The sequence below is a fragment of the Rhodococcus sp. NPDC060086 genome (assembly GCF_042730275.1).
Taxonomy (GTDB): Bacteria; Actinomycetota; Actinomycetes; order Mycobacteriales; family Mycobacteriaceae; genus Rhodococcus.
In genome coordinates, this window is the sequence record NZ_JBHWWZ010000034.1 from 17361 (window position 1) to 41422 (window position 24062).

Here is a 24062-nt window from a genome sequence, read left to right on the forward strand (position 1 = left end):
CTCCTCCGCGATCGGCGTCGGCTGCAGACTAACCCCCGAGTCCGTTATTCGGGGACGACCGCGATCGCGTCGATCTCGACCAGTGCACCAGGCCGCGCATGTCCGGCGGTGGTCACCACAGTGATGGCGGTGCGGCGATCGCCCCACACCGACCGTGATGCCGCATATCCGACCTGCGCGTCAACACCGTCGACGAGGTAGATATTGAGCTTGACCACGTGCTCCGTGCCCGAACCCGCGGCGGCCAGCACCGCGAGCACGTTCTTCATCGCCTGCACGGTTTGCGCTTCGATGCCGTCGAGCATGGCGCCGGAGCCGTCGGTGCCGAGCTGGCCGCCTACGTAGACGGTCTTGCCGGCGGGTGCGATGACTCCCTGGGCGAAGGCCGGGCTGTACGCGAGTTCGTCGGGGTCGACCAGCGTGATCATTGTTCTCCTCGGGTGTGTGTAGAGGTCGCGAATCAGCGAGACCTCGGACAGGTGATGGATCAGTTCGCGGTGGATGTGCAGGATGAGATCGGCCACCGTCAGCTCGGGGTAGGGCTCCTTGTCGCCGACCGGGGTGATCAACTCCGTGTCGCTGAGGCCGCGCACGCCCTTCACCCACACGTCGAGTTGGGTTTCGAGCTGGTCGAGTGCCTCACTCGCGGTGCCCGCGTATTCCCAGGATTCGTACGATGCAGGTGGTGCACCGAAGTGCGCTGCGTTGCGTGCGGCGAGCACACCGACGATGACGTGTCCGAGTCGCCATGCGATCGTCGTGAACGGTGGCGGCTCGGGCGGGGGGAAAGCGAAGTCTATGGTGAAGTCGCCTGTGCCGACCTGCATGGGCGCGGTCGAGGTGCCGCGCGGCCACACGCTCCATGGATTCGGCACGGGAGACCAGAAGTACTCGTCGTCGGTCAGGCCCTGGAGCCGGGCCCGGATCTGATTGTTCCAGTGCCATTCCCACTGCTCGAGCAGGGAATGGTTCCAGTCGAATTCTGTAGCCATGGACATACTGTGACACCCCAAGAGGACAGAATCGGTCCGCTGCATCTGGCAGTCTGAAACTCATGGACGACACCACCGAGCGGGTTCTGACCTTGCTCGGTCTCCTGCAACAGCGACAGGTCTGGACCGGACCCGAGCTTGCCGATCGGCTCGGCGTCACGCCCCGCACCGTCCGGCGCGACGTCGAGCGGCTGCGCAACCTCGGATACCGGGTGCACGCCAGCAAGGGCGTCGGTGGCGGCTACCAGCTCGGACCAGGTCAGGATCTGCCCCCATTACTGCTCGACGACGAAGAAGCAATCGTCACCGCGGTCGCTCTGCTCGCCGGTGCGGGCGGCGCGATCGCGAGGAGTGGCGACGCAGCGCTCAGGGCACTGACCAAGCTCGACCAGGTGCTTCCCGCCCGTTTGCGGCATGAGGTGCGTGCCCTGGCGAGCTCGGTGGAGTCCTTCGGTGGAGGTCGCGACCCTGTCGACTCCGAGGTGCTCATGACACTCGCGCGGGCCTGCCGCGACGAAGTCGAGATCGGATTCGACTATCGCTCGGCACCGCGACGGATCGAGCCCTACCGCCTCGTCGCGTCCGATCGGCGCTGGTACCTGCTCGCATACGACCTCGACCGCGACGATTGGCGTAGTTTCCGCGTCGACCGGATGGCTTCGGTGACGCTGCGGACGTGGCGGTTCCGTCCGCGCTCGGCGCCCGGTGCGGCGGCATATGTGCAAGAGGGCGTCGCGAGCAGAGCGTATCGGAGACAGGCACGGTTTCTCATCCATGCACCAGCCGAGGTCGTGCGCGGACAGGTCTCGGCGTCGGCGGCGGTGGTGAAACCTCGGAATGGTGATACCTGCGAACTGATCAGTGGCGCAGACGATCTCGACATAGTTCTGTGGCACGTGCTCATGCTGGGACACGCGTTCGACATTCTCGCGCCTCCGGAGCTCGTAGCCCGCTGTGCAGAGCTGGGGGAGAAGCTGGCGGCGGCCCGGGCTCGTCCTGGCTGACGCACACCCAAGTGTCACGCCCATAAATGCATCATTTCTGGCTCAGCTCGGAGCTCAGATGACAGTGGCGTTGTATATCGCAAGATGGGATCTGACCAGCTCCAAGCCCGCTCGGTCATCGAGCGCGATCGGCCCTTGGGACACGGTCATCAGATCAGACAACCCCACGTCGCCATCGGGCCTGATCGTCATGACGACGGAGAACCTGTCCTCGTCGTTGCGTGCCCGGTATGTGAGCCCGAGAATCCTATCGGTCCCGCGGAGGATTGCTGCCGCCCAGTCGCGGGTGGTCCCGTAGTCGACCGGATCGCATTTGGTCAGCCAGGTGTCCTGTCCGATCGCCGCCAGATGTGAGCCGTGCACCAATGCGACGGGGACATCGTCTGTGACTGTGACCTGCGACAGGACCCGACCGGTGAGCTTGGCCTTACGTAGGATTCGCGGAACGCGATCATCCAGCGGCAGTGACCGGCAGTAGGTTTCCGCGATGCAGGTGGAGATGTCCTCCCCGAAATAGCTGTAGTGGTATGACCCGTCGGAGGAGTCGAACCGTCCACCTCCTGCCCCCGCGGGAGTCGGATTCAGGGTCAGCGCGCCGCGGTCCGGTGCGCCGGAGTGGATGCGCCACAGCCTGGTTCCTGCGGCGAGTGTCCCGACATGCGCGGTCACCGCCGTCGGCGACGGAAGGTTAGGCAACGTCGTCGTCGATCTCGGCGTGCAGCAACTCGCGCACGGTGCCGAAAGAGCCGTCGCCCAGTAACTGGGCCGGAGACTTGCGGCCTTCAACGGACGGGTTGGGTGAGAGCCACCACGACGCGACACCCCACGGATCGTCCCGGGCACCGAGGCGCACATTGCCTTCGCGCACTATGTGGTTCGCCTCATCGGATAGGGAGAACTGGAACTCCGGATACCGGAATTTCCCGCCGCGCTTGAGTCCGATGACCTCGCCTTTGGCGCTGAGCTTGCGCAGTGCATCGCTGGGGTTGGCCCAGGTCTTGCCATAGCGATCGGCAACGTCTCTGGCGGACAGATGCGGGAACGACAGGATGTACTCGACGGCATCGCTCAGCACGGCCTTCTCGTCGAGGATGTTGTCGGAATCGATGAGCTCGAGGATCGGGTCATCCTTGGCGATCCGTCCGGCCAGCATCATGTGGGTGATCCTGTTGGCGACCAGTCGCATGCTCGGCCTGCTGTTGAGCTCGGCCCGCATACGCGCAATGAACTCGTGGTCGCTCACGTGGGTGTGGCGTCGCTGCGGATCGGACTCATAGCCCGAGTCTGTGGTCCTGTGGGCCATGTCCCCTCCTCTTCGTGTGGGGCACGCTCATTTTTCTATCTAGAAGTCTACCGTAGATCCAGCTGGTCCAGATCAGCAGTGACGGACCGCAAGGCCGGTGATCCGGCGGCGTCGACATCGGTCATCCAGCCTGCAAGTTCGAGTCCGCGCCGCTCGACCATCAGCTCGGCGGGCCGGTGGTTGTCGGTGTCGTCTCGATCGGCCGACGTCAGCCCGATCGCTTCGATCACCGCGTCGGCGACGAATTGGGCGTTGATGTTGTCGCGCTCGCGGAGCGGTACGGGGTCGAGGTCGAGAGCTGAGGCGTCGCCGCCCGATCACCGCCGCATGACCGGACGGAATGTGTCCGGACTCGCTGCCGTCCAATCGGCTGCCCAACTCTGCGGAGATTCTGCCACCAACTCGCCCGGAGCCAACCACTCGTAGAGTTCGGCGTAGGAACGAATTTCCGTGGCGCCGACCTTCTTGTGCAGCATGTGGGGAGTCAATCCGCTGGGGTCGGACACACCGAGCGACGCCATGATCCGCGACGACTGACGCACTGTGGCGTCCTGGTACCGGTATGCGCGCACGCTCTTGTCCTCGACGTCGAGAGCCCGAGCGCGTTTAGGATCCTGTGTCGCGACCCCGACCGGGCACGTGTTCGTGTGGCACCGTTGAGCTTGAATGCAGCCCACGGCCATCATCATTGCGCGCGCGGAGTTCGTGTAGTCGGCGCCCTGGATGAGTCGCTTGACGATATCGTTGCCCAGCGCGACCTTACCGCTCGCCCCGATCTTGATCCTCTCCCTCAACCCACTCCCGACGAGCGCGTTGTGGACGGTGATCAATCCGCTCGTCAAAGGAAGGCCCACGTGATCCTCGTACTCCAATGGGGCTGCTGCTGTTCCACCTTCGGCGCCGTCGACGATGATGAAATCGGGTGCGGTGCCCTCGTCGAGCATCGCTTTGCATATCGCGAGCACCTCGACTCTCGACCCGACACACAGTTTGAATCCGACCGGCTTGCCGCCGGAGAGTTCACGCATCGTGGCGATGAAGCGGATCAGTTCGCGGGGAGTGTGAAAGGCGGAATGTGCTGACGGGCTGACACATTTCTCGTGCGCGGGAACCCCGCGGTATCGAGCGATCTCGTCGCTGACTTTCGCGGCGGGCAGGACACCGCCGATTCCAGGTTTGGCACCTTGGCTGAGTTTGAGCGAGATGGTTTTGACCTGGGGGTGTGCGGCCTGGTCGACGAACTTCTCGGGATCGAATCTGCCGTCTTCTGTGCGCGTACCGAAATATCCGGACCCGATCTCCCACACCACATCTCCACCGCCGTCGAGGTGGTAGGGGGTGAGACCACCCTCGCCGGTGTCGTGGGCGAATCCGCCCATCGCCGCACCCTTGTTCAGGGCCCGCAACGCATTCGCGGAGAGCGCCCCGAAACTCATCGACGAGATATTGAGCAACGACATCGAATACGGCCGGGAGCATTCGGGGCCACCGATCAGTACCCGTGGTGGTTCCGCCGGCTCGGGGACGGGCGCGGTGGAATGGACCAGGTATTCGTAGCCGACTTCCTCGATGTCGCGTTCGGTGCCGAAGGACAGCTCGCCGTGGATCCCTTTGGCTCGTTCGTAGATGATTGTGCGCACGTCCCGGTCGTACGGCCGGCCGTCGTAGTTTCGTTCGATGAAGTACTGCTGCAGTTCCGGCCGCAGGCTTTCGAGCAGGTACCGCATGTGGCCGAGGACGGGGTAGTTGCGGAGCACGGAATGTCGGCGTTGAAGCAGATCGTAGGTGCCGAGCACGAGGAGACCGACAAGCAGGCCCAATATCAGCCACCACGCCCACCCGCCGACAACCGCAGCGAACCCGGTGATCACCACCGCTGCGGTGAGCGCCCCGACCAACAAGAACCGAAGCATCGGCTTCTCCTCTGCTCGTGTGCGATGTATCCAGTGTGCACACTCAGGCAAGAAGTCGGGTGATCACGGCTCGTCGTGCAGCTGGGAGAGGGCCGCCGCAACTCGCTGAGTGTCGGCGAAGGACCAGCCTTCAGGTGCAGTGACCGCGGCCCACCCGTACGGAATGAGGTCTTCGTAATTGTGTCCGTGTCCCACGGGGGGAGATGTTCCGACCATGATGTCGGCGGCGACCTGCCAGAACGTGACGATCGGATACCACCGCATCGACGGGGCGCGATCCTGCCCGGCCGGCTCGGCGAGCCAGTCCGGTCGCTCGAACAGCAGACCCGGCCCCCACCACACCACCGGGTCGGACGCATGCTGCAGATACAGCACCCGGGGGTCCTTCCACTGCCCTTGCTGCGATTCGAGGGTCTGCAGATCAGAAGCGAATCGCACCTCGAGCCCGTCGCTGTAGACGGGTAGGACTTCAGGGGAGCCGGGATCGCGGTGTTCGACAATGCTGCGCCACAATTGATTCGAATTCGGTGGACCGACGAACAGCGCGCCGTCGATGTCGTTGCGCAGGTCGGTGAGATCGTCGAATGCTGCTTCGGCGGATTGTGAGCCGAGGCTTTCGCCGTAGACCACCAGCTTCGGTCGTTGATTCTCGGGGAGCTGCGACCACCGTTCGTGGACGCCGTTGATCAACGCATCACCCGCCGCTTTCGCCGCAGAGCCGTCGACGAGGAAAGAGATCCAGCTCGGCAGGAACGAGTACTGGATGGCAGCGATCGCCGAGTTGCCGTTGTAGATCATCTCGAGGGAATCGGCGGCGATCGGGTTCACCCAACCGGTACCCGTGGTGCCGGACAGCACGAGGATCTCGCGGTCCCAGGCTTTGGTTCGATCGAGCTCGTCGAGAATGAGCTGCACCTGATCCTCGGTGCTGCCATCCGCATCGAGACCCGCATACACCCGTATGGGTTCGAGGGCGGGTTCGCCGTTGAGTTCGGTCAATTCGTCGGCGCGCATACCTCCGTCGGTGAAAGTGCGTCCCTGGCGGCCGAGGCTGTCCCACGACGATTCCGACGCGGAACTGCCCGACCGTTCCGGCTCCGACGGCTGCGACATGCCGGGGTCGGTGCTGTTGTTGTCGCCGGCGAACACGATTCGTGCCGCGGTGGAGCTGCTTGCGAGCAGAACCTCGTCGACGAACACCACGGTTGCCACCACAAGGATCACCGGTGCGAGCACACCCGCTGCCGCCACCGGAACGCGCAGCCGCGTCGCGAGGAACTCCGCAAATCTGCGCCCCACCCACCGCACACTCCGCGCGAAGTACAGGATCGTGAGGAAGAGTGCGACGGTGACGAGACCGGTGCGCAGATACGCGAATCCGGTTGTGGCCTCGATGCCCATGAGGGCGCGGACCTCGTTCTGCCAGTCCGCTGCGACGAGCAGGCTCCCGACGAGCGTCGACACCGCCGCAATCGCCACCACGACCTGCGCGATAAGCCGGGCGGTGTGCCGTCGCCGCCACCACGTGAGGTGAGGCGCGATCCACCGCCGAGCAGGGAACGCGAGGAGGGCTCCGATACCGTAGCCGATGATGCTCGTGATCCCGCTGACGAATCCTTGGAAGTACCACTCGCGGGCGATCAGCGACGGGCTCAGGCTCCATGCGAAGAAGAAGAGGGCGACGACAAGTCCGACGAAATCAAGGCCGAAGACCGAGTAATACGGTCGATGGGGGGCCAGTGGTTCGCTTGTGTCGTCGTGCGCAGTAGAGGTGCTCACGTTGCGACACTATCCGGGAACGATGCTTCGCGTGGGTCATTGTCTGGCAGGACCTGGGGCACATCGAATCAATTAGGATCGCGCAGATTCCAACTCGTGAAACCGTGGGAGCCGCATGACATGCTGTACTCACGCGGGTGTGGCCGAGGTGGCAAGGCAGCGGTCTGCAAAACCGTCAACGCGGGTTCGACTCCCGCCATCCGCTCTCAATTGTCAGCGCTCCCGCGACGATCCCAGTTGTTCACAGCAGCAATCGCAGGTGCGGATGACTGGAAAGCGCGCGGATAGGGCGTAGGGCCTATGCGTCGATGTCGATGTTCTGAAGCTGTCGTGTCCAGTCGAACTGGGCGTCGAGGAAGGCTTCGCCGCCGGAGGCGAAGGCGTCGCGGAGTTGGGTGAGGGCTTCGATGAATTGCTCGACGCGTTCGCGGGCGGACTCGGGGGTGCCTGCGCCTTTTCGCGCGTAGCCGGCCGCGAGTTGCTTGGAGGATTCGAAGTCGCCGAAGTTGTGACCGATGGCGAGGAAGTCCGTGATCCGCCGTGCGCTCCGTAACTCGTCGAGCGTGGTGTCGCAGATCGCGACGATCTCGTCGATCACGTGTGGATCGAGTCTGACGAACTCGGACATAGGATGCCTTTCTGACAGATGTGTTTCGGCCTATCGCTTCAGCAATGGCTCGACAGAAGCCACAAAACTCTCGAACTCTGAACACCACTCGTGTTGAGGGACTGGGCCGGTGTGGTCTTTCTGGTAGATCCTGCTGAAGATGACGACCCCGAAGTCGCTCTGAAGTGCGAATCTGCAAGTGTCGCGGGTGTTCGGGTCAACCTCGAGTAACGCCGGCCTTCCATTGATGGTGGTCGTTGTCGCGACATGACCATTCTTCTCCAGTTCCTCGCCGAGGGAGACATTGCCGGCCATAACGTTCAGGTCGTATCGGGCCAAGACTCCGGGCACACTGACAGTCCCCTCGTAGGAGCACCCCAAGAACGTGTACGACCCCATCGGCATGTCCGCGAACTCTTTGTGCTCCGCGTCGTACCCGGCCGCGGTCATCACGTCGTCGGGGAGGTCGAGGCAGGGGTCGAAGGTGATGTCGGGGCGTCCCGAGTCGTCGACGATGCGTGGTGTGCGGGTCGTCGAGGTCGCTGCCACGGTGGCGCTGTCGTCGACCACTGTTGTGGGTGCTGGCCCGCAGGCCGACACCACCGCAATCACCGCAGCACCCAATGCTGTACGCCCCCAACCACCCACGCGACCCCCCGATTCGCTGATAAATCGGGTTGACGCTAGCACAGCGGGTTCCCACCCATGATTCCCGCGACGATCCCAGTTGCTCACAGCAGCAATCGCAGGTGCGGATGACTGGAAAGCGCGCGGATAGGGCGTAGGGCCTATGCGTCGATGTCGATGTTCTGAAGCTGCCGTGTCCAGTCGAACTGGGCGTCGAGGAAGGCTTCGCCGCCGGAGGCGAAGGCGTCGCGGAGTTGGGTGAGGGCTTCGATGAATTGCTCGACGCGTTCGCGGGCGGATTCGGGGGTGCCTGCGCCTTTTCGCGCGTAGCCGGCCGCGAGCTGCTGGGCGGATTCGAAGTCCCCGAAGCCTTCGGCGAGTTGGAGTCTGTCGGTGGTCTTCAAGGCTTGATGGAGTTCCGTCAGCGTGGTGTTGCAGATCGCGACAATCTCGTCGATGACGTGTGGGTCGAGTCTTACGAAATCCGACATACTTGCCTCCGTGGTGGTGGGGAACGTGTTCAGTTCCTGATGAACGGCTCGACCGAAAAGACGAAGTGTTCCATTCCTGCACACCACTCGCTTTGAGCAGACGGCCCGGGGTGGTCCTTGTAATGGAGCCTGCTGAATATGACGATCCCGAAGTCCGTCTCAAGGACGTAGCGGCAGGTGTCGGTGGTGGTCGGATCGACTTCGCGTAGAGCAGAGCGACCGTTGACGGTCGTGGGGATCGCTACGTCGGCGTTCTTCTCGAGTTCTTCATCGAGACTGACGTTCCCGGAGAGAACATTGAGCCCGTAACCGCGCCTGACTCCGGGGACGAGGTCGTGCTTGTTGTATTCGCACCCCAGGAACGTGTACGACCCCATCGGCATGTCCGCGAACTTTTTGTGCGCGGCGTCGTACCCCGCTGCGGTCATCACGTCGTCGGGGAGGTCGAGGCAGGGGTCGAAGGCGATGTCGGGGCGACCCGAGTCGTCGACGATGCGTGGTGCGCGGGTCGTCGAGGTCGCTGCCACAGTGGCGCTGTCGTCGACCACTGTTGCGGGCACTGGCCCGCAGGCCGACACCACCGCGATCACCACAGCACCCAATGCTGCACGCCCCCACCCGCCCACGCGACCCCCCGATCCGCTGATAATCGGGTCGACGCTAGCACAGCGGGTCCCACCCATGATTCCCGCGACAGCTGGGAAGCGCGCGGATGGGAATTCGTCAGTGGGTCAGGCGCAATTCGCCAGCGTCGGACCTTGCCGGACGCTCACGACGGAAGCGTGAGGAACTGCAGCGGGCCGCTTTCCGCGAAGTGGTTCGACACCTGGCCGACGAGACCACCCTCGAGCGCTGTGTCGCCCAGTAGATCCAGCCGGCCGGCCGGTGCGCCTTCGTCGAAGTTCAGATCGTCGAGATCGACCCATACGATGTTGGGTCTGGTGGTCGACTCGAACACGTACCGCTTGTTGGTCAGATCGGCAACGGTCTGCCATATCGTCTGTGAGGCATACGGTTTGCCAGGTTCTGGGGTTCGGAAGGGTTGGGCGGTGTTACGGATGACGCTGAGCATTCCCGCAACGGCGTCCACGGAGTTCTCCGGATTCGGCAGTCGACCGACGTAATGTGCGGCGCGGGCGAACCTGTCTGATGCAGAGTCGGTGCCGGGGATCGGCTTGTCGCCCCCGAAGCCCTCGATCTGCTTCAGCAGTTCGATCTGTTTGTCGTAGGTGGGGGAGTTGGTCATGACGACGTGGTCGCGGCTGTGCCAGACGACGGCCTTGCCGTCGAGGTACTCGATGACCGCAGAATCTCCGGTCGCGTCGTCCAGCGCCAAGTGCACGGCAGGTACTTCACCGGTGGCGGGATCACCCAAGGGCACTACTTGTACGCCCGTGCGGTCGATCCACGACACCGCCTCGTCGACCGTCGCGAAGTTGTCGAGGAAGTACTGCATCCACACGGCCATGCTGAGCGCGGGCTTGCTCTTGTCGTATGTGCCGTAAGTGGATTCGGTCAACCACAGGATGTGTCCCGCCAATCCGGCCTCGTTCATTCCGTCGACGGTCATCATGTCGTACGCCCCCGCCACGACGCTGCCGTACTTCGCGGTCCAGGTCAGACCTCCACCGACACCGTCGTTGCGTTCGATGCCCCGCGGCAACGACCACAGGTTCGTTCCGGTGTCGCGGTGGTAGTCCATGTTGCGGCCTACCAGCACACCGCCTGAGGGTTCGTTCCAGACGACTCGAGTGCACATCCGTTACACCTTTCCGGGCCCGGAGGGGCCGATTTCGGTCAGCACAAAAGTGGTGCTACAACTGGCATCATCCGAACGGTTCCAGGCGTTCGGAAATGGTTACGTCATATCGACGATGTGTCCGGCGCGCATTCCTCGTCGATGTCGTATCCACGGCTCACGTGGAAATGAAGCGATACAGGACTTCCGTCCCTGGAAGATTTATTCCTCCTCGAATGGTCTCCCGATTTTTCTATCACTCTTTCTTCCCCGATCGACCATCTCGGTGACGACGGGAGGGTTAATTCAGGGGGTGAATTTCTGCTTCTCACCGGTCGCTGAGCGACGTCGTGGTGGGTACGACCGTCGTGGGCGAAGCTTCCGACGTGTCGGCGGTCCCGGCGGACGTCGTAGGAGTCGTGGGTTCCACTTCGGAATCCGGTGCTTCCGGGGGAACAGAGCTGGTGGTGGTGATCGTGGGTTCCGACGTGGACGTCGGTGTCACCGAACGGGTCACTGCTGGAGTTGTCACCGCATCATCGTCCGACGGCGCGTCGGTGTGGACCGGGGGCGCGGTGGTGTGGGAGGCCTCGTCGAGTGCTTCGTAGTACGCCGATTGCTGGCTGTAGAGCATCAGGGTCGCGAGGAACAGCACGATCAGTGCTGCTGTGACGGTGCGTACGCGACCACCGAAGAGATGACGAGGAATTCGGCTCCAGAGTGTGCGCTGCCGAACCGGTTCGGACGCCGTGGGTTCCGGGGCGCCGTCGTCGGTTGGGTCCGGCGTCATGATGCACCGCTGGGGGTCGTTTCGGTCTTGTCCGGCAGGTGGGCGACGCCGGCGGTCGCGAAGGCACTGACGATGCGCTGGCGCAGGTCGCGGCCGACTTCGAACTGTTGGCCGGGAAGGGTACGGGCCACCATGCGTACCGTCACCGTGTCGAGTTCGAGCCGCGTGACTCCCATGGGGGAGGGTTCGTCGAACAGCAGCTTGTTCATCCGACTATCCAGGAACATCGCGTGCCCGACCTTCTGCAGGATGTCGTTGATTCGGCTCAGGTCGGCACCGACGGGTACGGGCACGTCCACCACCGCGCGTGCCCAGTCCTTCGACAGATTGGTTGCCTTCAGGATCTGCCCGTTGGGGACGGTCACCATCTCTCCGTCGTTCGACCGCAGTTGGGTGACCCGAAGAGTGACATCCTCGACAGTGCCCTCGGTGATGATCGCTCCGGTGAGGGTGAGATTGACGGTGTCGCCGAACGCGTACTGTTTCTCCGCGATGATGAAGAATCCGGCGAGCAGGTCCTGCACGATCCGTTGTGCTCCGAATCCGATGGCCGCGCCGATCACAGTGGCCGGCGCGACGATACCTGTCACGGGCAATCCGAGATTGCGCAGCACGCTGACGAACGCGATCGTGTAGATCGCGACGCACGCGATCCATGCGATGACCTGGGCGACAGAGTGCCGATGTTTGAGTGTCTCCGAACGCACGATCGCGTCGGACTCGGTGAATGCTCCGTCGATGTGGTCGGTGACCCGGTGGACGAGCCACTGCACGAAGCGCGCAGCCAGGATGGCCCCGGTGGTCCACAGGATCAGGCTTGTTCCCTGCAGCGAGAGCCACCGGATGAGGCGATCTGTCCAGGGCGGTGCCTCCCATTCGAGCGCCAGCAGCACCGTGAAGTTCTGCACCGGCACCTCCGTGGATACGCATCGGGATGACATCCCGAGAGTGTGCACTGTTTGTTCAGCACGATGACTTGTTCAGCACGACGACATTGACGTTGGAGAAGAAGTCCTGCGCCGTGGATTCGACGCTATCAGAGGTCCGGTTCACACGGAGGTTTCGTCGAATCCAGAATTCCGGCGAAACGCTACTTTGCTGTGATAGATTGCGAATCGTTCCAATATCCGTCGCGAAACCGGCTTCCTTCTGGAACTCCGGATCTCGATTTGTCGGTGTCTTCGCCGCCCTTCGATAACTGTCGACTGTACGCGCTTGTGGTAATCATTCGGACTGCGGAAGACGGCGAACACCCGGCAGGTCCACAAGGAGGTACGAATGGGCGAAATTCGAAAAGTGACTGTGCTCGGTGCCGGCGTCCTGGGGTCGCAGATAGCGTTCCAGTCGGCCTACAAAGGGTACGAAGTCACCTCCTACGACATCAGCGACGAAGCGCTCGCGGGTGCGCGAGAACGATTCGCCGGACTAGCCGAGACGTACAAGAGAGAGGTGCCGGGCGCCACCGAGCAGACCGTTCGGGAAGCACACGAAAGAATCACCTTGACAACGGATCTGAACGGATCGGTGGCGACCGCCGACCTCGTGATCGAAGCAGTCCCAGAGATTCTGTCACTCAAGGAAGAGATTTACCAGAAGATCGGCGCGGCAGCGCCGGAAGCCACCATCTTCGCCACCAACTCGTCGACGCTGCTTCCGAGCGACCTGAAAGAGTCCACCGGGCGCCCCGACCGGTTCCTCGCACTGCACTTCGCGAACCAGGTCTGGCGATTCAACACGGCCGAGATCATGGGCACACCCGACACCGACCCGGCCGTGTTCGCAACGGTGGTCGAATTCGCGACCGCGATCGGCATGGTGCCGATCGAACTGCACAAGGAGAAAGCGGGATATGTCTTGAACTCGCTCCTCGTGCCGTTCCTCGCGTCGGCGGCCGAACTCGCTGAGGGCGGATACGCCGACCCCGAAGCCGTGGACAAGACATGGAAGATCGCGACGGGTGCGCCGATCGGACCGTTCCAGATCTACGACATCGTCGGGCTCGCCACCCCCTACAACATCATGGCCGGCGGCGACGGCGATCAGCAGAAACTCGCAGTGTGGTTGAAAGAGAACTACATCGACAAGGGCAAGCTAGGCCTCGCGTCGGGCGAAGGCTTCTACAAGTACTCCTGACACGAGAAACGAGACGAAATGTATTACAGCAGTGGCAACTACGAGGCATTCGCCCGTCCACGCAAGCCTGAGGGAGTGGACGACAAGTCGGCGTGGTTCGTCGGCTCGGGGCTGGCCTCGCTGGCCGGGGCGGCCTTCATGATCCGTGACGGAAGGATGGCCGGTGATCGGATCACGATCCTCGAACGGCTGAAGTTGCCCGGTGGTGCGCTCGACGGAATCAAGGAACCGAAGAAGGGGTTCGTCATCCGCGGTGGGCGCGAGATGGAAGATCACTTCGAGTGTCTGTGGGATCTGTTCCGGTCCGTTCCGTCGCTCGAGGTCGACGATGCCAGCGTGCTCGACGAGTTCTACTGGCTCAACAAGGACGATCCGAACTATTCGCTTCAACGTGTCACGGAGAAGCGCGGGCAGGACGCACACACCGACTTCAAGTTCGATATGAGTTCGAAGGCTCAGAAGGACATCATGAAGGTGTTCCTCACGCCGCGTGAGGAACTCGAGAACAAGCGCATCGACGAGGTGTTCGGCCGCGAGTTCCTGGACAGCAACTTCTGGTTGTACTGGCGCACGATGTTCGCGTTCGAGGAGTGGCACAGTGCGCTCGAGATCAAGCTGTATCTGCACCGCTTCATCCACCACATCCGCGGTCTACCGGATCTGAGCACCCTGAAATTCACCAAGTACAACCAGTACGAGTCGCTCGTGCTGCCGCTGTACACGTGGCTGCTCGATCAGGGTGTGAACTTCCGGTTCGACACCGAGGTCACGGACATCGATTTCGAGATCACGTCCGAACGGAAACAGGCCACGCGTATCCACTGGATCTCCGGCGGAGCCGAGGGCGGCGTCGATCTGGGTCTCGATGATCTCGTGCTCACCACCATCGGCTCGTTGACAGAGAATTCGAACAACGGCGACCACCACACACCGGCGCGGCTCGACGAGGGGCCCGCGCCGGCATGGGATCTGTGGCGTCGGATCGCCGAGAAGGATCCTGCCTTCGGTCGCCCCGACGTGTTCGGTGCGCACATCCCCGAAACCAAATGGGAGTCGGCGACCGTCACGACACTCGACGAACGTATCCCCGAGTACATCCAGAAGATCTGTAAGCGGGATCCGTTCAGTGGGCGTGTCGTCACCGGAGGCATCGTCACCGCCCGGGATTCGAAGTGGCTGATGAGCTGGACAGTGAACCGTCAGCCGCATTTCAAGCAGCAGCCCAAGGATCAGATAGTCGTGTGGGTGTATTCGCTGTTCGTCGACGTTCCGGGCGACTACGTGAAGAAGCCGATGCAGGAGTGCACGGGCGAAGAGATCACGCAGGAATGGCTGTACCACATGGGTGTTCCGATCGGGGACATCCCTGAGCTCGCTGCGAATGCAGCGAAGACAGTACCCGTGATGATGCCCTACGTCACCTCGTTCTTCATGCCGCGTCAGGCAGGGGACCGGCCGGCCGTGGTCCCGGAAGGTGCCGTCAACTTCGCCTTCCTCGGTCAGTTCGCGGAAACCACCCGCGACTGCATCTTCACCACCGAGTACTCGGTCCGCACGGGGATGGAGGCCGCATACGAGTTGCTGGGCATAGAACGTGGTGTGCCCGAGGTATTCGGATCGACGTACGACATCCGGAAGCTGCTGCAGGCGACGTACTTCCTCAACGACAAGAAGGAAGAGAACGTCCCGCTGCCGAAGCTCATGCGACGACGGTTGAGCAAGAAACTCGACGAGAACGAGATCGGGCAGCTGCTGCACGAGTACCACATCCTCACCCGGGAGTGAGAGAGTTTCGCCCGGTAGATCGACAGTGCCCGACGAAACACATTGGGCGACTGTCGATCTACCGGGCGAAAATGGTGCCGTTCTGCAGTCGTGCGGTCGTGTCCCCGATATCTGCTATTGGCGATAGATATCCACATGTGCACCGGTGATCACACCGAGATTGTACGAGGGAACACCCCAGTTCGTGCCGCACGTCCCAGAGGCCTGACCTGTGGGAGCGAATGAGGGACTGGATTGGCTGTAGGGCCCGATCGCGTACAGCGGAAAGGCGTTGGGGATGCCGTGAAGACCCCAGCAGTCGACGATCAACGCGTACTCCCTACCGGGCGGTGCATCGGCGTCATGGCAGGTCACCGTCGCGTTGAAGGGATCCTGCTGTATGGCGCAATCCTGAGGGGCCGCCTGGGCGGTGCCGGAGCCGATGATTGCAGCGAAGGCCAGTCCGGAAACTATGGCTGTGACGCGAGCAGCGGAACAAATGGCACTCTTCATCGAGATCCTCTCAGTGGCAGACTAATTGCTGTCGGTCGAGTATGACAGTTCCTGGTCACCATTCGTTCGATGACAATGCTTCGAAGATGGTCTGCACTCGTGCTTCGTCCTCGATTCCGAGGATGTCCGCCCAGAAATAGACGGCTTCGGTTGTATATGCATGGCCGTGTCCGCCGGGCACGTTGGCCGCGAACACCATATCCAGCGTCACCTGCCAGAAGGTGACGAACGGTATCCATGACATTCCCTGGTCGATGTCGGCGCCGCGTTCCTCACGAAGCCAATCGGGTCGATGCCGGATCAGTGCGGTGGACCACCATACGATCGGGTCGCTGGGGTGTTGCCAGTACACGACGCGGGGGAAGTCCCATTCACCGACGCCGTCGAGATCGGTCAAATCTGCGGGCGTTGCAGCAAACCGCACGTTCTGGCCGCCGTACACGACGGGAAGAATCTCGCGGCTCCCAGGATCTCGTGAATCGGTGATGCGGCGCCACTGTTCCGAGAAGTTCGGCGTGCCGACCCAGAGGGCACCGTCGGTTCGGGTGATCATGTCTTGCGCGCCGGAGAACGCCGACTGCCCGCCGTACGAACCCAGCGATTCACCGAAAACCAGCAGTTTCGGACGTGTTTCAGGGTCCAGGCGATTCCACCTGTCGTACACCGCCTCGAACAGTGCGCGACCCGCGTTGCGCGGTGAGACACGGTCGGCGAGGAACGCGAGTGGACTGGCGAGGAAGGAGTATTGCATCGCCGCGATGGCCGAGTTTCCGTCCGAGAGGAACTCCAGGCCCGCCGCGACATCCTGGTTGACCCATCCGCGACCGGTGGTGGTCGCGACCGCCAGGTAGTTCCGTGTGAATGCTCCGGTCCGCTCGAGCTCCGCCACGACGTGGGCGGCGAGCACCTCCATCTGCTCGATGTCGGAGAGATTCTCGAGCCCATCGAGAGAGCGATAGCCGGCGTAGACCCGGATCGGCATCATCGCCGGTTCGCCCGTGACAGTAGTGATCTCCTCCGCGGTCGGACCACCTGCAACGAATGTGCGTCCTTCGCGACCCAAAGAATCCCAGGGCTCGAACGACGTGTCGGATCCGGAACGTTCGGGGACCTGCGGCTGGACAACCCCGTCGGGTGTGCCCTCGTCCACGACCATTGCCGACCCGTTGGCGATTCGCGCGATTTCCACCGACAGAAGACCTTCGACCGCCAGGACGACGACAAGCCCGACGACCACGACACTCACAGCTCGAGCGACCTGCACCGGAAGAAGTCGTACGACCAGGCGCGTGAGCGCCTGCGCGAGACGACGCAGCCCCCGGCCTGCCGCCAACAGGATGAGGGAGACGACGACGGCGACGAGGAGGACACCGGGGTAGTCCCAGTTGCTTCCCGGTTCCACACCCACCAGTTCACGACTGATGTCCTGCCACCACGACCCGAGAACGAGGAAGGTCGGCACGATCACCAGCGCGACCGCCCCGAGCACACACCAACCGACCTTCTTCTGAGTCCGAGACCATCGGGTGGTGAATCCACATTTGCGTACGGCCCACGCGATCAGAACACCGAGTCCGTAGCCCGTGATCACGCTGATACCCGTGGCCACACCCTGCAGGTACCACGCGCGGGGAAGCAGCGACGGCGACAGCGACCAGCAGTAGAACAGCAGCGCGCAGGCGAGCCCGACCGGATGGAAGCGTCCGAGCCACCGCAGCATTCCGGCCCGCAATCGTGTCGGTAGCGGTAACGCGGGCTCCTCCGGCGCGCACGCGGCGGGGGTCGTGTCGGTCGTAGACGTCATCTGCGATCGCTCTCATCGGAAGGGAAGGCATGCTGGGCGGTGTGGTGCATGCCTGCCCGCGTGCCGCCACAGAAGCCACGTCGAACCGACGGAATGCGGTGCCGTAGATCAGAAGCTAGCAGACAGGAGTGCGACGTCGTGGTGATATCGATCAGCGAGTTGTGGGTCCAGTTCGACCGCCGACGGTGAGGACGACCTTCCCGCGCGCTGTCCGGGCCTCCACCGCTGCGTGGGCTGCTGCGGCCTCCGACAGTGGGAAGCGTGTGATCAGCGGTCGGAACTTCCCGGTCGCAGCGCACTCCAGGGAGGTCGAGCGCAATGCGTCCCACCCGCCCGGCGGAACCATGCGTGGCCCGAGTGCCCAGGTCGCTGTGAGCTGCCGGGAGATCAGGTCGGTGGTAGTGATTTCGGTGGGCGAACCGGATGCCCACCCGTAGAGGATGGTCCGGCCACCAGGCGCGAGAAGTTCGAGAGCCTGTCGCCCGATTCGGCCGCCGACGCCGTCCATCACGACACTGACCCGGGGTGCAGAGGGAAGGCGCTCCGGCCAGTCCGGGTCGCTGTAGTCCACCGCGATATCGGCACCATTCTCGCGCACCTGCGCGGTCTTCGTCGCACCACCGGCGGCCCCGATGACGAAAATGCCCTCACGACGCAAGCTCTGGACGAGCAGCGTGCCGATGCCACCGGCGGCGGAGAGGACGAGGACGGCATCGTCATCGGTCGGTTGTGTGGCGTGCAGTAGACCCAGCGTGGTTGCACCGGTGCCGACCATCGCGACGGCGACGTCGGCGGACATGTCGTCGGGGATGGGGTAGAGGTCCTCTATGCGAGCGATGGCGAGTTCGGCGTAGCCGCCGTGGCCGTCGAGGTGCGTAGCGACCCTCCGACCGATCCATGCCGGCTCGACGCCGTCGCCGACCGCATCGACTATGCCGGCGACCTCCCCTCCCGGAACGAGCGGAAGTGCCGGTGGCAGATGTGGTCCCACGGTCTCGCCGCGCCGGATCTTCGTCTCGATGGTGTGTACTCCGGCTGCTTCGACCGCGATACGAACTTCGCCGAGCCCCGGAGCAGGGTCCGCAAGGTGCTCGTAGATCAGGTTGTCGGGAACGCCGAAGGCGTGCAGTCGTATTGGTGCATGTCATACCTCGATGCGTCGGCGTGGCAGAAACAGTGCGGGGAGAAGCGCAGCGGCGAAGATCACGGCCACCCACAGGTAAGTGGAACGGAAGGCATCCGCCAGGAGGGGAAGGGACGACGCGGGGAGTAGGAATGCCTGCTCGAGATCCCCGAGCTGGGGGATTCGCTCGGTGACGGACTGCGCGAGCCGAGCCGAGAACACCGCGGTACCCAACGCGACCGCGACCTGCTGAATGATCATCAGTCCGGTGCTGGCGGATGGGATCTCGTCGTGGGTGAGGCCGCGGGTTCCCGCGGCAGTCGCGGGCATGAGCGTCATACCGATTCCGACGCCCATCACCGACATAGCGGCCATGAGCTGCCAATACGGGGTGTCGGCAGAGACGAGGACGACGAACAGCAGAACCCCGGTGGGGGCAATGATCGTGCCCAGCGCGACGACCCGGCCGGGTGGGATCCGATCGACCAGGCGCGTGGCCACTTGCATCGTGATGCCGGTCGCGACAACCTGCGGAATGCTCAGCAGTCCGGTGGTGTGTGCGTCCTCTCCTCGAACCATCTGATAGTAGAGCGGCAGCAGGACCATGGACCCGAAGTACGCCGCTGCCGCGAACGTGAGGGTGAGAGCCGACGCGGCGAGCTTGCGACGACGGAACAGTCGGAGTTCGATGAGCGGCTCGTCGGTCGTGAGAGACCGGACGACGAATCCGGCCCCGAGCACGCCACCGAGTACGGCGAACATGATCCCTCCGCCGGTGAGTCCGAAGACCAACACGGTGAGTCCGCATGAGAGCAACACAAGCCCGACCCAGTCGAGGCTGCGTCGAGTGCGGTTCGGGTCGGTGGGGAGAAGGCGCGCGGCGAGGAGCGCGCCGACGAGACCGACCGGGACGTTGATCAGGAAGATCCAACGCCACGATGCCGCGTCGATGAGGATGCCGCCCAATACCGGACCGATCAGTGGCCCGATGAGAGGTGGGATGCCGAGCATGCTCATGAGCCGACCGTTTTCGCCTTCGCCCGCTGCACGGAGCACGATCGTCATGCCGACCGGCATCAACATGCCGCCACCGAGTCCCTGCAATACACGAAAGACAACCAGCGACCACACATCCCATGCGCAAGCACACAGGACAGAGCCGAGCACGAACAGGATGATTGCGGTGAGGTAGAGCCGCTTGGTGCCGAAGCGTCCGACCGCCCAGGCGGTGATCGGGATGATGGTCACCAGTCCGAGGACGTATCCCGTGGTCACCCACTGGATATCGGTCATCGTGGCGTGGAACTCGCGGGCGAGGGTGCCGATCGCGATGTGGACGATCGTGGTGTCGAGTACCACCATGAGCATGTTGAGTACGACGACCAGCGTCACGGTCATCGGCCGAACCGCCGCGCGTTGCCCGGCCCGGCCGATGACGGCGGTCATGCGGGCACTCGCAGCGACTTCAGTGCTCCCGACCAGGTGGAGACCTCGTCGATCAGGCCGGTCAGGGCCGGTTCCTGGTGCTGCCCAGGTGTGAATGCCCCGGGTTCCAGCGGGTCGGTGATGTCGAAGTCGTGGTGCAGCGACAGCACGACCTGGGTGCGTACGGTCGCGACTTTTACCTCGGCCAGCACGAGCCGAAGGTGTTCCGCTGCCCGGACCCCGCCGGCTTGGACTCCGTACGTGACGAAGCCTGCTGCCTTGTCGGCCCATTCGTCGTACAGGAAGTCGATGGCGTCCTTCAGTGCACCGGGGAAGGAGTGGTTGTATTCCGGTGCGACGAAGACGAATCCGTCGTACGGCCCGATCGTCGCGGCCCACCGTCGTGTGTGCTCCTTCTCGTACGTGCCGAAGATCGCGGGCGCGGGCTCGTCGAGGTGCGGCAGATCGTAGTCGCGTAGGTCTATGACGTCGTAGGTGTCATCCGGCCGGTGTTGCTGGGCGACCTCGTGGACCCACTGCGCCACGGTTGCGGCGCGACGTCCGGGGCGGGTGCTGCCGACGATGATTGCTATCCGTGTCATGCGGTATCTCCTGGGTCGATGGGTGCACACGTAAAGTACAACGAGCACTGTAAAAAGTGCAATAGCTGTTTTACTCACTAAGGTGTGGACCATGGCGTTACGTGCTGACAAGCGAGAAGCGATTCTGACCGGGGCGCTCGAGGTGTTCGCCCGCGACGGTTACACGCGGGCCGGCATCGACGTGATCGCCAAAGAAGCGGGCGTCTCGACGCGGACGATCTACAACCATTTCGGCGACAAGGCGACGCTCTTCCAGACCGTCATCACCGCAAGCTCCGATCGCGTCGCGGCCGGGCACATGTCCGTGATCGACAACTACCTGCGTAAGGTCACCGACCTCGAGGACGACCTCACCGACCTGGGCGTCGCCCTGGTGTGGGACGAGAAGTACGTCACCCACTTCGCTCTCGTCCGGCAGATCCAGGCCGACATCGAACACATTCCGCCCGCGGCTGTGGACGCATGGAGGGAAGCCGGGCCGCTACGCGTGCGCCGGCACCTCGCCGATCGCCTTGCGAATCTGGACAGGCTGAACCTCGACGACCCGATGCTCGCCGCCTTCCATCTGATGGCATTGATCGGCCGGGATACCTCAGGCGGGGGGCGTTCGACCGAAGAGCATGTGCGCGCGGGGGTGCGGGTTTTCCTGCGTGGCTACTACAGCTGATCGGAAGCCCTGCCCTGGAACGCGGCAACCGATCGGCCCGTCATCGTGGCCGATCGGTTGCGCTGCCCTTCGTTGCTCGAGCGTGATCGATACGCCCGCCTCTGATGACTGTCAGTCGATCCACAGCTCCTCGGGTAAAGGGGAGCCGAGCGTGTACAACTCGACGCCATGCACGTCCGTGCCATACATCACCGAGGGAATTGCACGGATGTACCAGATTCCCGGGACCACCTCGATCAGGCGTTCCTGCACGGTGTCGTAGGCGGCCTTTCGGTCCTCGAACGATTCACTGACACGTCCGGCATCGAGTGCGGCATCGAGCTCGGGATCGCTGGTGCCTGTGAAGTTTCCGGTCGATTGGGAATGCAGCGCGGTCCAGAGCGCAAAATCAGGGTCCTGGACGATTGTGGCGGTGATGATCATGTCGAAGTCGCCGGTAGTGAGCCGCGTGGTGGCCGTTGCAGCGTCGAGCATGTCGACTTCCACCTCGACGTTGTCGTACGTACTCAGCTGTGCCTGCACACCTTCGGCGAGAACCCTGGAATCCGTGGTGGGGAAGGAAGCGAAGGAGAACCGGACAGGCTTTCCTTCCGCCGCCAGTTCGTCGAACAGTCGTTGTGCTTCGTCCGGGTCCGACGCCTGGAAGGCCATGTCGCTGTAGAAGGGGGATTCTTCGGGAAAGAAGGTCTCGGGGACTTCACCTTCGTCGTTGTACACGATGGTGTTGAGGGCATCGAGATCCAAAGCCAATCTGACGGCACGGCGGGCGCGCACATCGTCGAACGGGGCACGACGTTCGTTCATGCCTATCATCTGGCCGCCGCCGGTGGGCAGGGTTTCCGTCTGGAGCCCGGTCTCACCAGCCTTGTTGATGTTGGCCATGGTCGACTCCAGCGACAGGTCTGCGGCGCCGGTGGTCATCGCGTTGATGCGCTGATTGGTGTCGTGAACGCCCTTGATCGTGAGGCGGTCGAGATAGGGCCTGGGCGCGTCCCAGTAGTCCGGGTTCTTCTCCAGCTCGATGGCGCTTTGGCGGGTCCAGCTGACCAGAGTGAATGGTCCGGCACCGACCGGGTTCTCGTCGAAAGCTTGCCGCCCCTTCTGTAGGGCGGTCGGTGACGCGATCCAATTCAGCGCACCGGCAACGAGTGATTCCGCGAAATGAGGGTTCGGTGCCACCATCGTGACCTTCAGATTCGTGGCATCGATGACCTCGGTGTCGGCAACCTGGACTGCTTGCCTGGTCGAGGTCGAACCGAGAGTGGGGTCGCGCAGGCGATCCCAATTGAACTTGACGGCTGCGGCGTCCAGCGGGGTGCCGTCGGTGAACATCAGACCGGGCCGGAGCGCCAGGTTGTACGTGATTCCTCCGTCGGAGGTCGAGAAGTCGGTGGCCATTTTGTACTCGATCTCGAACGTCTCGGTGTCGTTGATCATCAACGTCCCGTACAGCGCATTACCCAATGCCGGGTGAAACGCGAAGACATTGGACATCGACGCCGGGTCCAGGGACGGGGGTTCGGCAGCCTGCAGAATCGTCATCGATCCGCCGGCTACGGGACTGCCCGCCTCACCTCCGGATTCGCTGTCCGGGGCGCTGCCTCCGCAGGCCGCTACGAAAAGGAGCAACGCACTGCTGCACAGTGCTGAGACGAGCTTCGGATACGGTGAGATTCGGCGCATGATCGACCTCTCGGACTTGACGCACAAATGTGGGTGAAGCGGACGGCGGAACGTTCTCGGTCGCTTTCAACCGAGCGCTGATCGAGTGCTCTGTGCTGCCGGAGATCCGAACGATCAGTCGCCGATGCAGGAGCATCAGCGACCGATCACGACGCGACGTGGGGTAAACGGGTCGACGCGTTCGGAGTACCCCTGCTCTATCGGTCCCTACCTGAGCAACGATCCAGCGTCGATGGGCAGGGCGACGCCGGTGATGAAGCGAGCATCATCGGACGCGAGAAACAGTGCCGCCGCGCTGATGTCCTCTGGCTCGACCCACGGTGTCGGCAGGATCTGGCCCGTCTGAGCGACCTTGGCGAAGTCCTCCTTCGTCGGGTTCGGCAGGTCGGGTAGGAAAAGTCGGTAGGTTGCGTCATTGAGGAGCATCGGTGTGCCCACATTGGTGGGGCACAACGTGTTCACGCGAATGCGCTTGTCGCCCAGTTCCAACGCCAGTGTGCGCATCAGGCCGATGACGCCGTGCTTGGCCGCGATGTAGTGACCGATATGCCGCGCGCCGCGTAAGCCGCCGACGGAGCTGGTCAGGATGATCGATCCTCCTCGGCCGCCGGCCACGATATGGGGAGTGGCGGCCTTCGTGGTGGTCCATACGCCGGTCAGGTTGACGTCGATCATGTCGCGCCATGCCTTCTGGGTCATTTCGTCGAGGGTCGCGCCTTCGCTGGCCAACCCTGCATTGGCCACGACGATATCGAGGCGACCGAACTTGGCGACGCCCTCCCGAACGGTCTCGGTTATGACATCTTCATCGCGCACGTCCGCTTCGACGGCATGAATGCGGCGGCCCAGCGCCTCGACCTGGGCTGCGGTTTCGGCGAGGTCGTCGGGTGTCGACATCGCGATCTTGACGCCGTCGAGTTGTTTACAGACATCTACTGCGATGATGTCCGCGCCTTCTTCGGCCATACGGACGGCGTGGCTTCGTCCTTGGCCGCGGCCCGCACCGGTGATGAAGGCTACTTTTCCTTCGAGTTTTCCTGACATGTTGTGCCTCATTTCTGTTCATGAGCGGCTCCGCTGAGTCGCTCGTTCCGGTCGGATGGG

24 protein-coding genes, 1 tRNA gene and 1 pseudogene are annotated in these 24062 nt (G+C 63.1%); 5 read left to right on the plus strand and 21 right to left on the minus strand.

Annotation, left to right across the window (positions count from 1 at the left end):
* Positions 1-44: 44 nt before the first annotated feature.
* Complete coding sequence (locus tag ACFWB0_RS17870) at positions 45-428, minus strand: RidA family protein (protein ID WP_378491834.1); 384 nt, start codon at positions 426-428, stop codon at positions 45-47.
* Between the two features lie 18 nt (positions 429-446).
* Positions 447-998 (minus strand): annotated as a pseudogene (locus ACFWB0_RS17875) (DinB family protein); the annotation flags it as partial.
* Between the two features lie 56 nt (positions 999-1054).
* Here ACFWB0_RS17875 and ACFWB0_RS17880 point away from each other — a divergent pair.
* Entirely contained in the window at positions 1055-1996 is a 942-nt protein-coding gene (locus tag ACFWB0_RS17880) for a helix-turn-helix transcriptional regulator (RefSeq protein WP_378491804.1), read from the plus strand.
* Between the two features lie 54 nt (positions 1997-2050).
* Here the strand turns inward: ACFWB0_RS17880 and ACFWB0_RS17885 are convergent, their stop codons facing one another.
* The 5 genes from ACFWB0_RS17885 to ACFWB0_RS17905 all read right to left on the minus strand — a co-directional run bounded on the left by ACFWB0_RS17885 (position 2051) and on the right by ACFWB0_RS17905 (position 6991).
* Positions 2051-2665: an RES family NAD+ phosphorylase gene (locus ACFWB0_RS17885; protein WP_378491805.1), complete on the minus strand. Its 615-nt coding sequence runs from the start codon at positions 2663-2665 to the stop codon at positions 2051-2053.
* A 19-nt stretch (positions 2666-2684) separates the two neighbouring features.
* The gene (locus tag ACFWB0_RS17890) at positions 2685-3299 is read right to left on the minus strand and encodes a hypothetical protein (protein WP_378491806.1); all 615 of its coding nucleotides are present in this window, start codon (positions 3297-3299) and stop codon (positions 2685-2687) included.
* Positions 3300-3346: 47 nt separating this feature from the next.
* A complete protein-coding gene (locus tag ACFWB0_RS17895) occupies positions 3347-3529 on the minus strand; it encodes a hypothetical protein (protein ID WP_378491807.1) in 183 nt (60 codons plus the stop codon).
* An 87-nt stretch (positions 3530-3616) separates the two neighbouring features.
* On the minus strand, positions 3617-5212 hold the full coding sequence (locus tag ACFWB0_RS17900; protein ID WP_378491808.1) for an FMN-binding glutamate synthase family protein: 1596 nt from the start codon (positions 5210-5212) through the stop codon (positions 3617-3619).
* Between the two features lie 63 nt (positions 5213-5275).
* On the minus strand, positions 5276-6991 hold the full coding sequence (locus ACFWB0_RS17905; protein WP_378491809.1) for an alpha/beta hydrolase: 1716 nt from the start codon (positions 6989-6991) through the stop codon (positions 5276-5278).
* A 133-nt stretch (positions 6992-7124) separates the two neighbouring features.
* On the opposite strand from ACFWB0_RS17905, the gene ACFWB0_RS17910 reads away from it, so the two are divergent.
* Positions 7125-7196, plus strand: a tRNA-Cys gene (locus ACFWB0_RS17910).
* Between the two features lie 93 nt (positions 7197-7289).
* Here ACFWB0_RS17910 and ACFWB0_RS17915 read toward each other — a convergent pair.
* The 7 genes from ACFWB0_RS17915 to ACFWB0_RS17945 all read right to left on the minus strand — a co-directional run bounded on the left by ACFWB0_RS17915 (position 7290) and on the right by ACFWB0_RS17945 (position 12152).
* On the minus strand, positions 7290-7619 hold the full coding sequence (locus ACFWB0_RS17915; protein ID WP_378491810.1) for a hypothetical protein: 330 nt from the start codon (positions 7617-7619) through the stop codon (positions 7290-7292).
* A gap of 30 nt (positions 7620-7649) precedes the next feature.
* Positions 7650-8288, minus strand: coding sequence for a DUF3558 domain-containing protein (locus ACFWB0_RS17920; RefSeq protein WP_378491835.1), 639 nt, complete (start codon positions 8286-8288; stop codon positions 7650-7652).
* A 98-nt stretch (positions 8289-8386) separates the two neighbouring features.
* Positions 8387-8716, minus strand: coding sequence for a hypothetical protein (locus ACFWB0_RS17925; RefSeq protein WP_378491811.1), 330 nt, complete (start codon positions 8714-8716; stop codon positions 8387-8389).
* A 29-nt stretch (positions 8717-8745) separates the two neighbouring features.
* Positions 8746-9342, minus strand: coding sequence for a DUF3558 domain-containing protein (locus tag ACFWB0_RS17930; RefSeq protein WP_378491812.1), 597 nt, complete (start codon positions 9340-9342; stop codon positions 8746-8748).
* Positions 9343-9485: 143 nt separating this feature from the next.
* Positions 9486-10475: a linear amide C-N hydrolase gene (locus ACFWB0_RS17935; RefSeq protein ID WP_378491813.1), complete on the minus strand. Its 990-nt coding sequence runs from the start codon at positions 10473-10475 to the stop codon at positions 9486-9488.
* A gap of 307 nt (positions 10476-10782) precedes the next feature.
* The gene (locus tag ACFWB0_RS17940; RefSeq protein WP_378491814.1) at positions 10783-11244 is read right to left on the minus strand and encodes a hypothetical protein; all 462 of its coding nucleotides are present in this window, start codon (positions 11242-11244) and stop codon (positions 10783-10785) included.
* The gene (locus ACFWB0_RS17945) at positions 11241-12152 is read right to left on the minus strand and encodes a mechanosensitive ion channel family protein (RefSeq protein WP_378491815.1); all 912 of its coding nucleotides are present in this window, start codon (positions 12150-12152) and stop codon (positions 11241-11243) included. The genes ACFWB0_RS17940 and ACFWB0_RS17945 overlap by 4 nt, the downstream gene beginning before the upstream one ends.
* 370 nt (positions 12153-12522) lie before the next feature.
* Here ACFWB0_RS17945 and ACFWB0_RS17950 point away from each other — a divergent pair, with 370 nt between their 5' ends.
* Entirely contained in the window at positions 12523-13377 is an 855-nt protein-coding gene (locus ACFWB0_RS17950; RefSeq protein WP_378491816.1) for a 3-hydroxyacyl-CoA dehydrogenase, read from the plus strand.
* Positions 13378-13395: 18 nt separating this feature from the next.
* Positions 13396-15162 carry an oleate hydratase gene (locus ACFWB0_RS17955; protein WP_378491817.1) on the plus strand — a complete coding sequence of 589 codons (1767 nt, stop codon included), beginning with the start codon at positions 13396-13398 and terminating at the stop codon, positions 15160-15162.
* A gap of 114 nt (positions 15163-15276) precedes the next feature.
* Here ACFWB0_RS17955 and ACFWB0_RS17960 read toward each other — a convergent pair whose 3' ends face one another.
* The 5 genes from ACFWB0_RS17960 to ACFWB0_RS17980 all read right to left on the minus strand — a co-directional run bounded on the left by ACFWB0_RS17960 (position 15277) and on the right by ACFWB0_RS17980 (position 20608).
* Positions 15277-15654 carry a hypothetical protein gene (locus tag ACFWB0_RS17960; RefSeq protein WP_378491818.1) on the minus strand — a complete coding sequence of 126 codons (378 nt, stop codon included), beginning with the start codon at positions 15652-15654 and terminating at the stop codon, positions 15277-15279.
* Between the two features lie 55 nt (positions 15655-15709).
* Entirely contained in the window at positions 15710-17458 is a 1749-nt protein-coding gene (locus tag ACFWB0_RS17965) for an alpha/beta hydrolase (protein ID WP_378491819.1), read from the minus strand.
* A gap of 151 nt (positions 17459-17609) precedes the next feature.
* Positions 17610-18593: a zinc-binding dehydrogenase gene (locus tag ACFWB0_RS17970; RefSeq protein WP_378491836.1), complete on the minus strand. Its 984-nt coding sequence runs from the start codon at positions 18591-18593 to the stop codon at positions 17610-17612.
* Positions 18594-18602: 9 nt separating this feature from the next.
* Complete coding sequence (locus ACFWB0_RS17975; protein WP_378491820.1) at positions 18603-20027, minus strand: DHA2 family efflux MFS transporter permease subunit; 1425 nt, start codon at positions 20025-20027, stop codon at positions 18603-18605.
* Entirely contained in the window at positions 20024-20608 is a 585-nt protein-coding gene (locus tag ACFWB0_RS17980; protein ID WP_378491821.1) for an NADPH-dependent FMN reductase, read from the minus strand. The genes ACFWB0_RS17975 and ACFWB0_RS17980 overlap by 4 nt, the downstream gene beginning before the upstream one ends.
* 91 nt (positions 20609-20699) lie before the next feature.
* Between ACFWB0_RS17980 and ACFWB0_RS17985 the strand changes: the two genes are divergently transcribed.
* Positions 20700-21275, plus strand: coding sequence for a TetR/AcrR family transcriptional regulator (locus ACFWB0_RS17985; RefSeq protein ID WP_378491822.1), 576 nt, complete (start codon positions 20700-20702; stop codon positions 21273-21275).
* 111 nt (positions 21276-21386) lie between these two features.
* On the opposite strand, the gene ACFWB0_RS17990 is transcribed toward ACFWB0_RS17985, so the two are convergent.
* Positions 21387-22817, minus strand: coding sequence for an ABC transporter substrate-binding protein (locus ACFWB0_RS17990; protein ID WP_378491823.1), 1431 nt, complete (start codon positions 22815-22817; stop codon positions 21387-21389).
* Between the two features lie 348 nt (positions 22818-23165).
* Complete coding sequence (locus ACFWB0_RS17995; protein WP_378491824.1) at positions 23166-24002, minus strand: mycofactocin-coupled SDR family oxidoreductase; 837 nt, start codon at positions 24000-24002, stop codon at positions 23166-23168.
* Positions 24003-24062: the final 60 nt, after the last annotated feature.

Excerpts from the sequence above, each read along its gene's own strand:
- ACFWB0_RS17870 (WP_378491834.1), bottom strand. The coding sequence starts at position 428 with ATGATCACGCTGGTCGACCCCGACGAACTCGCGTACAGCCCGGCCTTC.
- ACFWB0_RS17880 (WP_378491804.1), top strand. The coding sequence starts at position 1,055 with ATGGACGACACCACCGAGCGGGTTCTGACCTTGCTCGGTCTCCTGCAA.
- ACFWB0_RS17890 (WP_378491806.1), bottom strand. The coding sequence starts at position 3,299 with ATGGCCCACAGGACCACAGACTCGGGCTATGAGTCCGATCCGCAGCGA.
- ACFWB0_RS17900 (WP_378491808.1), bottom strand. The coding sequence starts at position 5,212 with ATGCTTCGGTTCTTGTTGGTCGGGGCGCTCACCGCAGCGGTGGTGATC.
- ACFWB0_RS17915 (WP_378491810.1), bottom strand. The coding sequence starts at position 7,619 with ATGTCCGAGTTCGTCAGACTCGATCCACACGTGATCGACGAGATCGTC.
- ACFWB0_RS17925 (WP_378491811.1), bottom strand. The coding sequence starts at position 8,716 with ATGTCGGATTTCGTAAGACTCGACCCACACGTCATCGACGAGATTGTC.
- ACFWB0_RS17935 (WP_378491813.1), bottom strand. The coding sequence starts at position 10,475 with ATGTGCACTCGAGTCGTCTGGAACGAACCCTCAGGCGGTGTGCTGGTA.
- ACFWB0_RS17940 (WP_378491814.1), bottom strand. The coding sequence starts at position 11,244 with ATGACGCCGGACCCAACCGACGACGGCGCCCCGGAACCCACGGCGTCC.
- ACFWB0_RS17950 (WP_378491816.1), top strand. The coding sequence starts at position 12,523 with ATGGGCGAAATTCGAAAAGTGACTGTGCTCGGTGCCGGCGTCCTGGGG.
- ACFWB0_RS17955 (WP_378491817.1), top strand. The coding sequence starts at position 13,396 with ATGTATTACAGCAGTGGCAACTACGAGGCATTCGCCCGTCCACGCAAG.
- ACFWB0_RS17960 (WP_378491818.1), bottom strand. The coding sequence starts at position 15,654 with ATGAAGAGTGCCATTTGTTCCGCTGCTCGCGTCACAGCCATAGTTTCC.
- ACFWB0_RS17965 (WP_378491819.1), bottom strand. The coding sequence starts at position 17,458 with ATGACGTCTACGACCGACACGACCCCCGCCGCGTGCGCGCCGGAGGAG.
- ACFWB0_RS17975 (WP_378491820.1), bottom strand. The coding sequence starts at position 20,027 with ATGACCGCCGTCATCGGCCGGGCCGGGCAACGCGCGGCGGTTCGGCCG.
- ACFWB0_RS17980 (WP_378491821.1), bottom strand. The coding sequence starts at position 20,608 with ATGACACGGATAGCAATCATCGTCGGCAGCACCCGCCCCGGACGTCGC.
- ACFWB0_RS17985 (WP_378491822.1), top strand. The coding sequence starts at position 20,700 with ATGGCGTTACGTGCTGACAAGCGAGAAGCGATTCTGACCGGGGCGCTC.
- ACFWB0_RS17990 (WP_378491823.1), bottom strand. The coding sequence starts at position 22,817 with ATGACGATTCTGCAGGCTGCCGAACCCCCGTCCCTGGACCCGGCGTCG.
- ACFWB0_RS17995 (WP_378491824.1), bottom strand. The coding sequence starts at position 24,002 with ATGTCAGGAAAACTCGAAGGAAAAGTAGCCTTCATCACCGGTGCGGGC.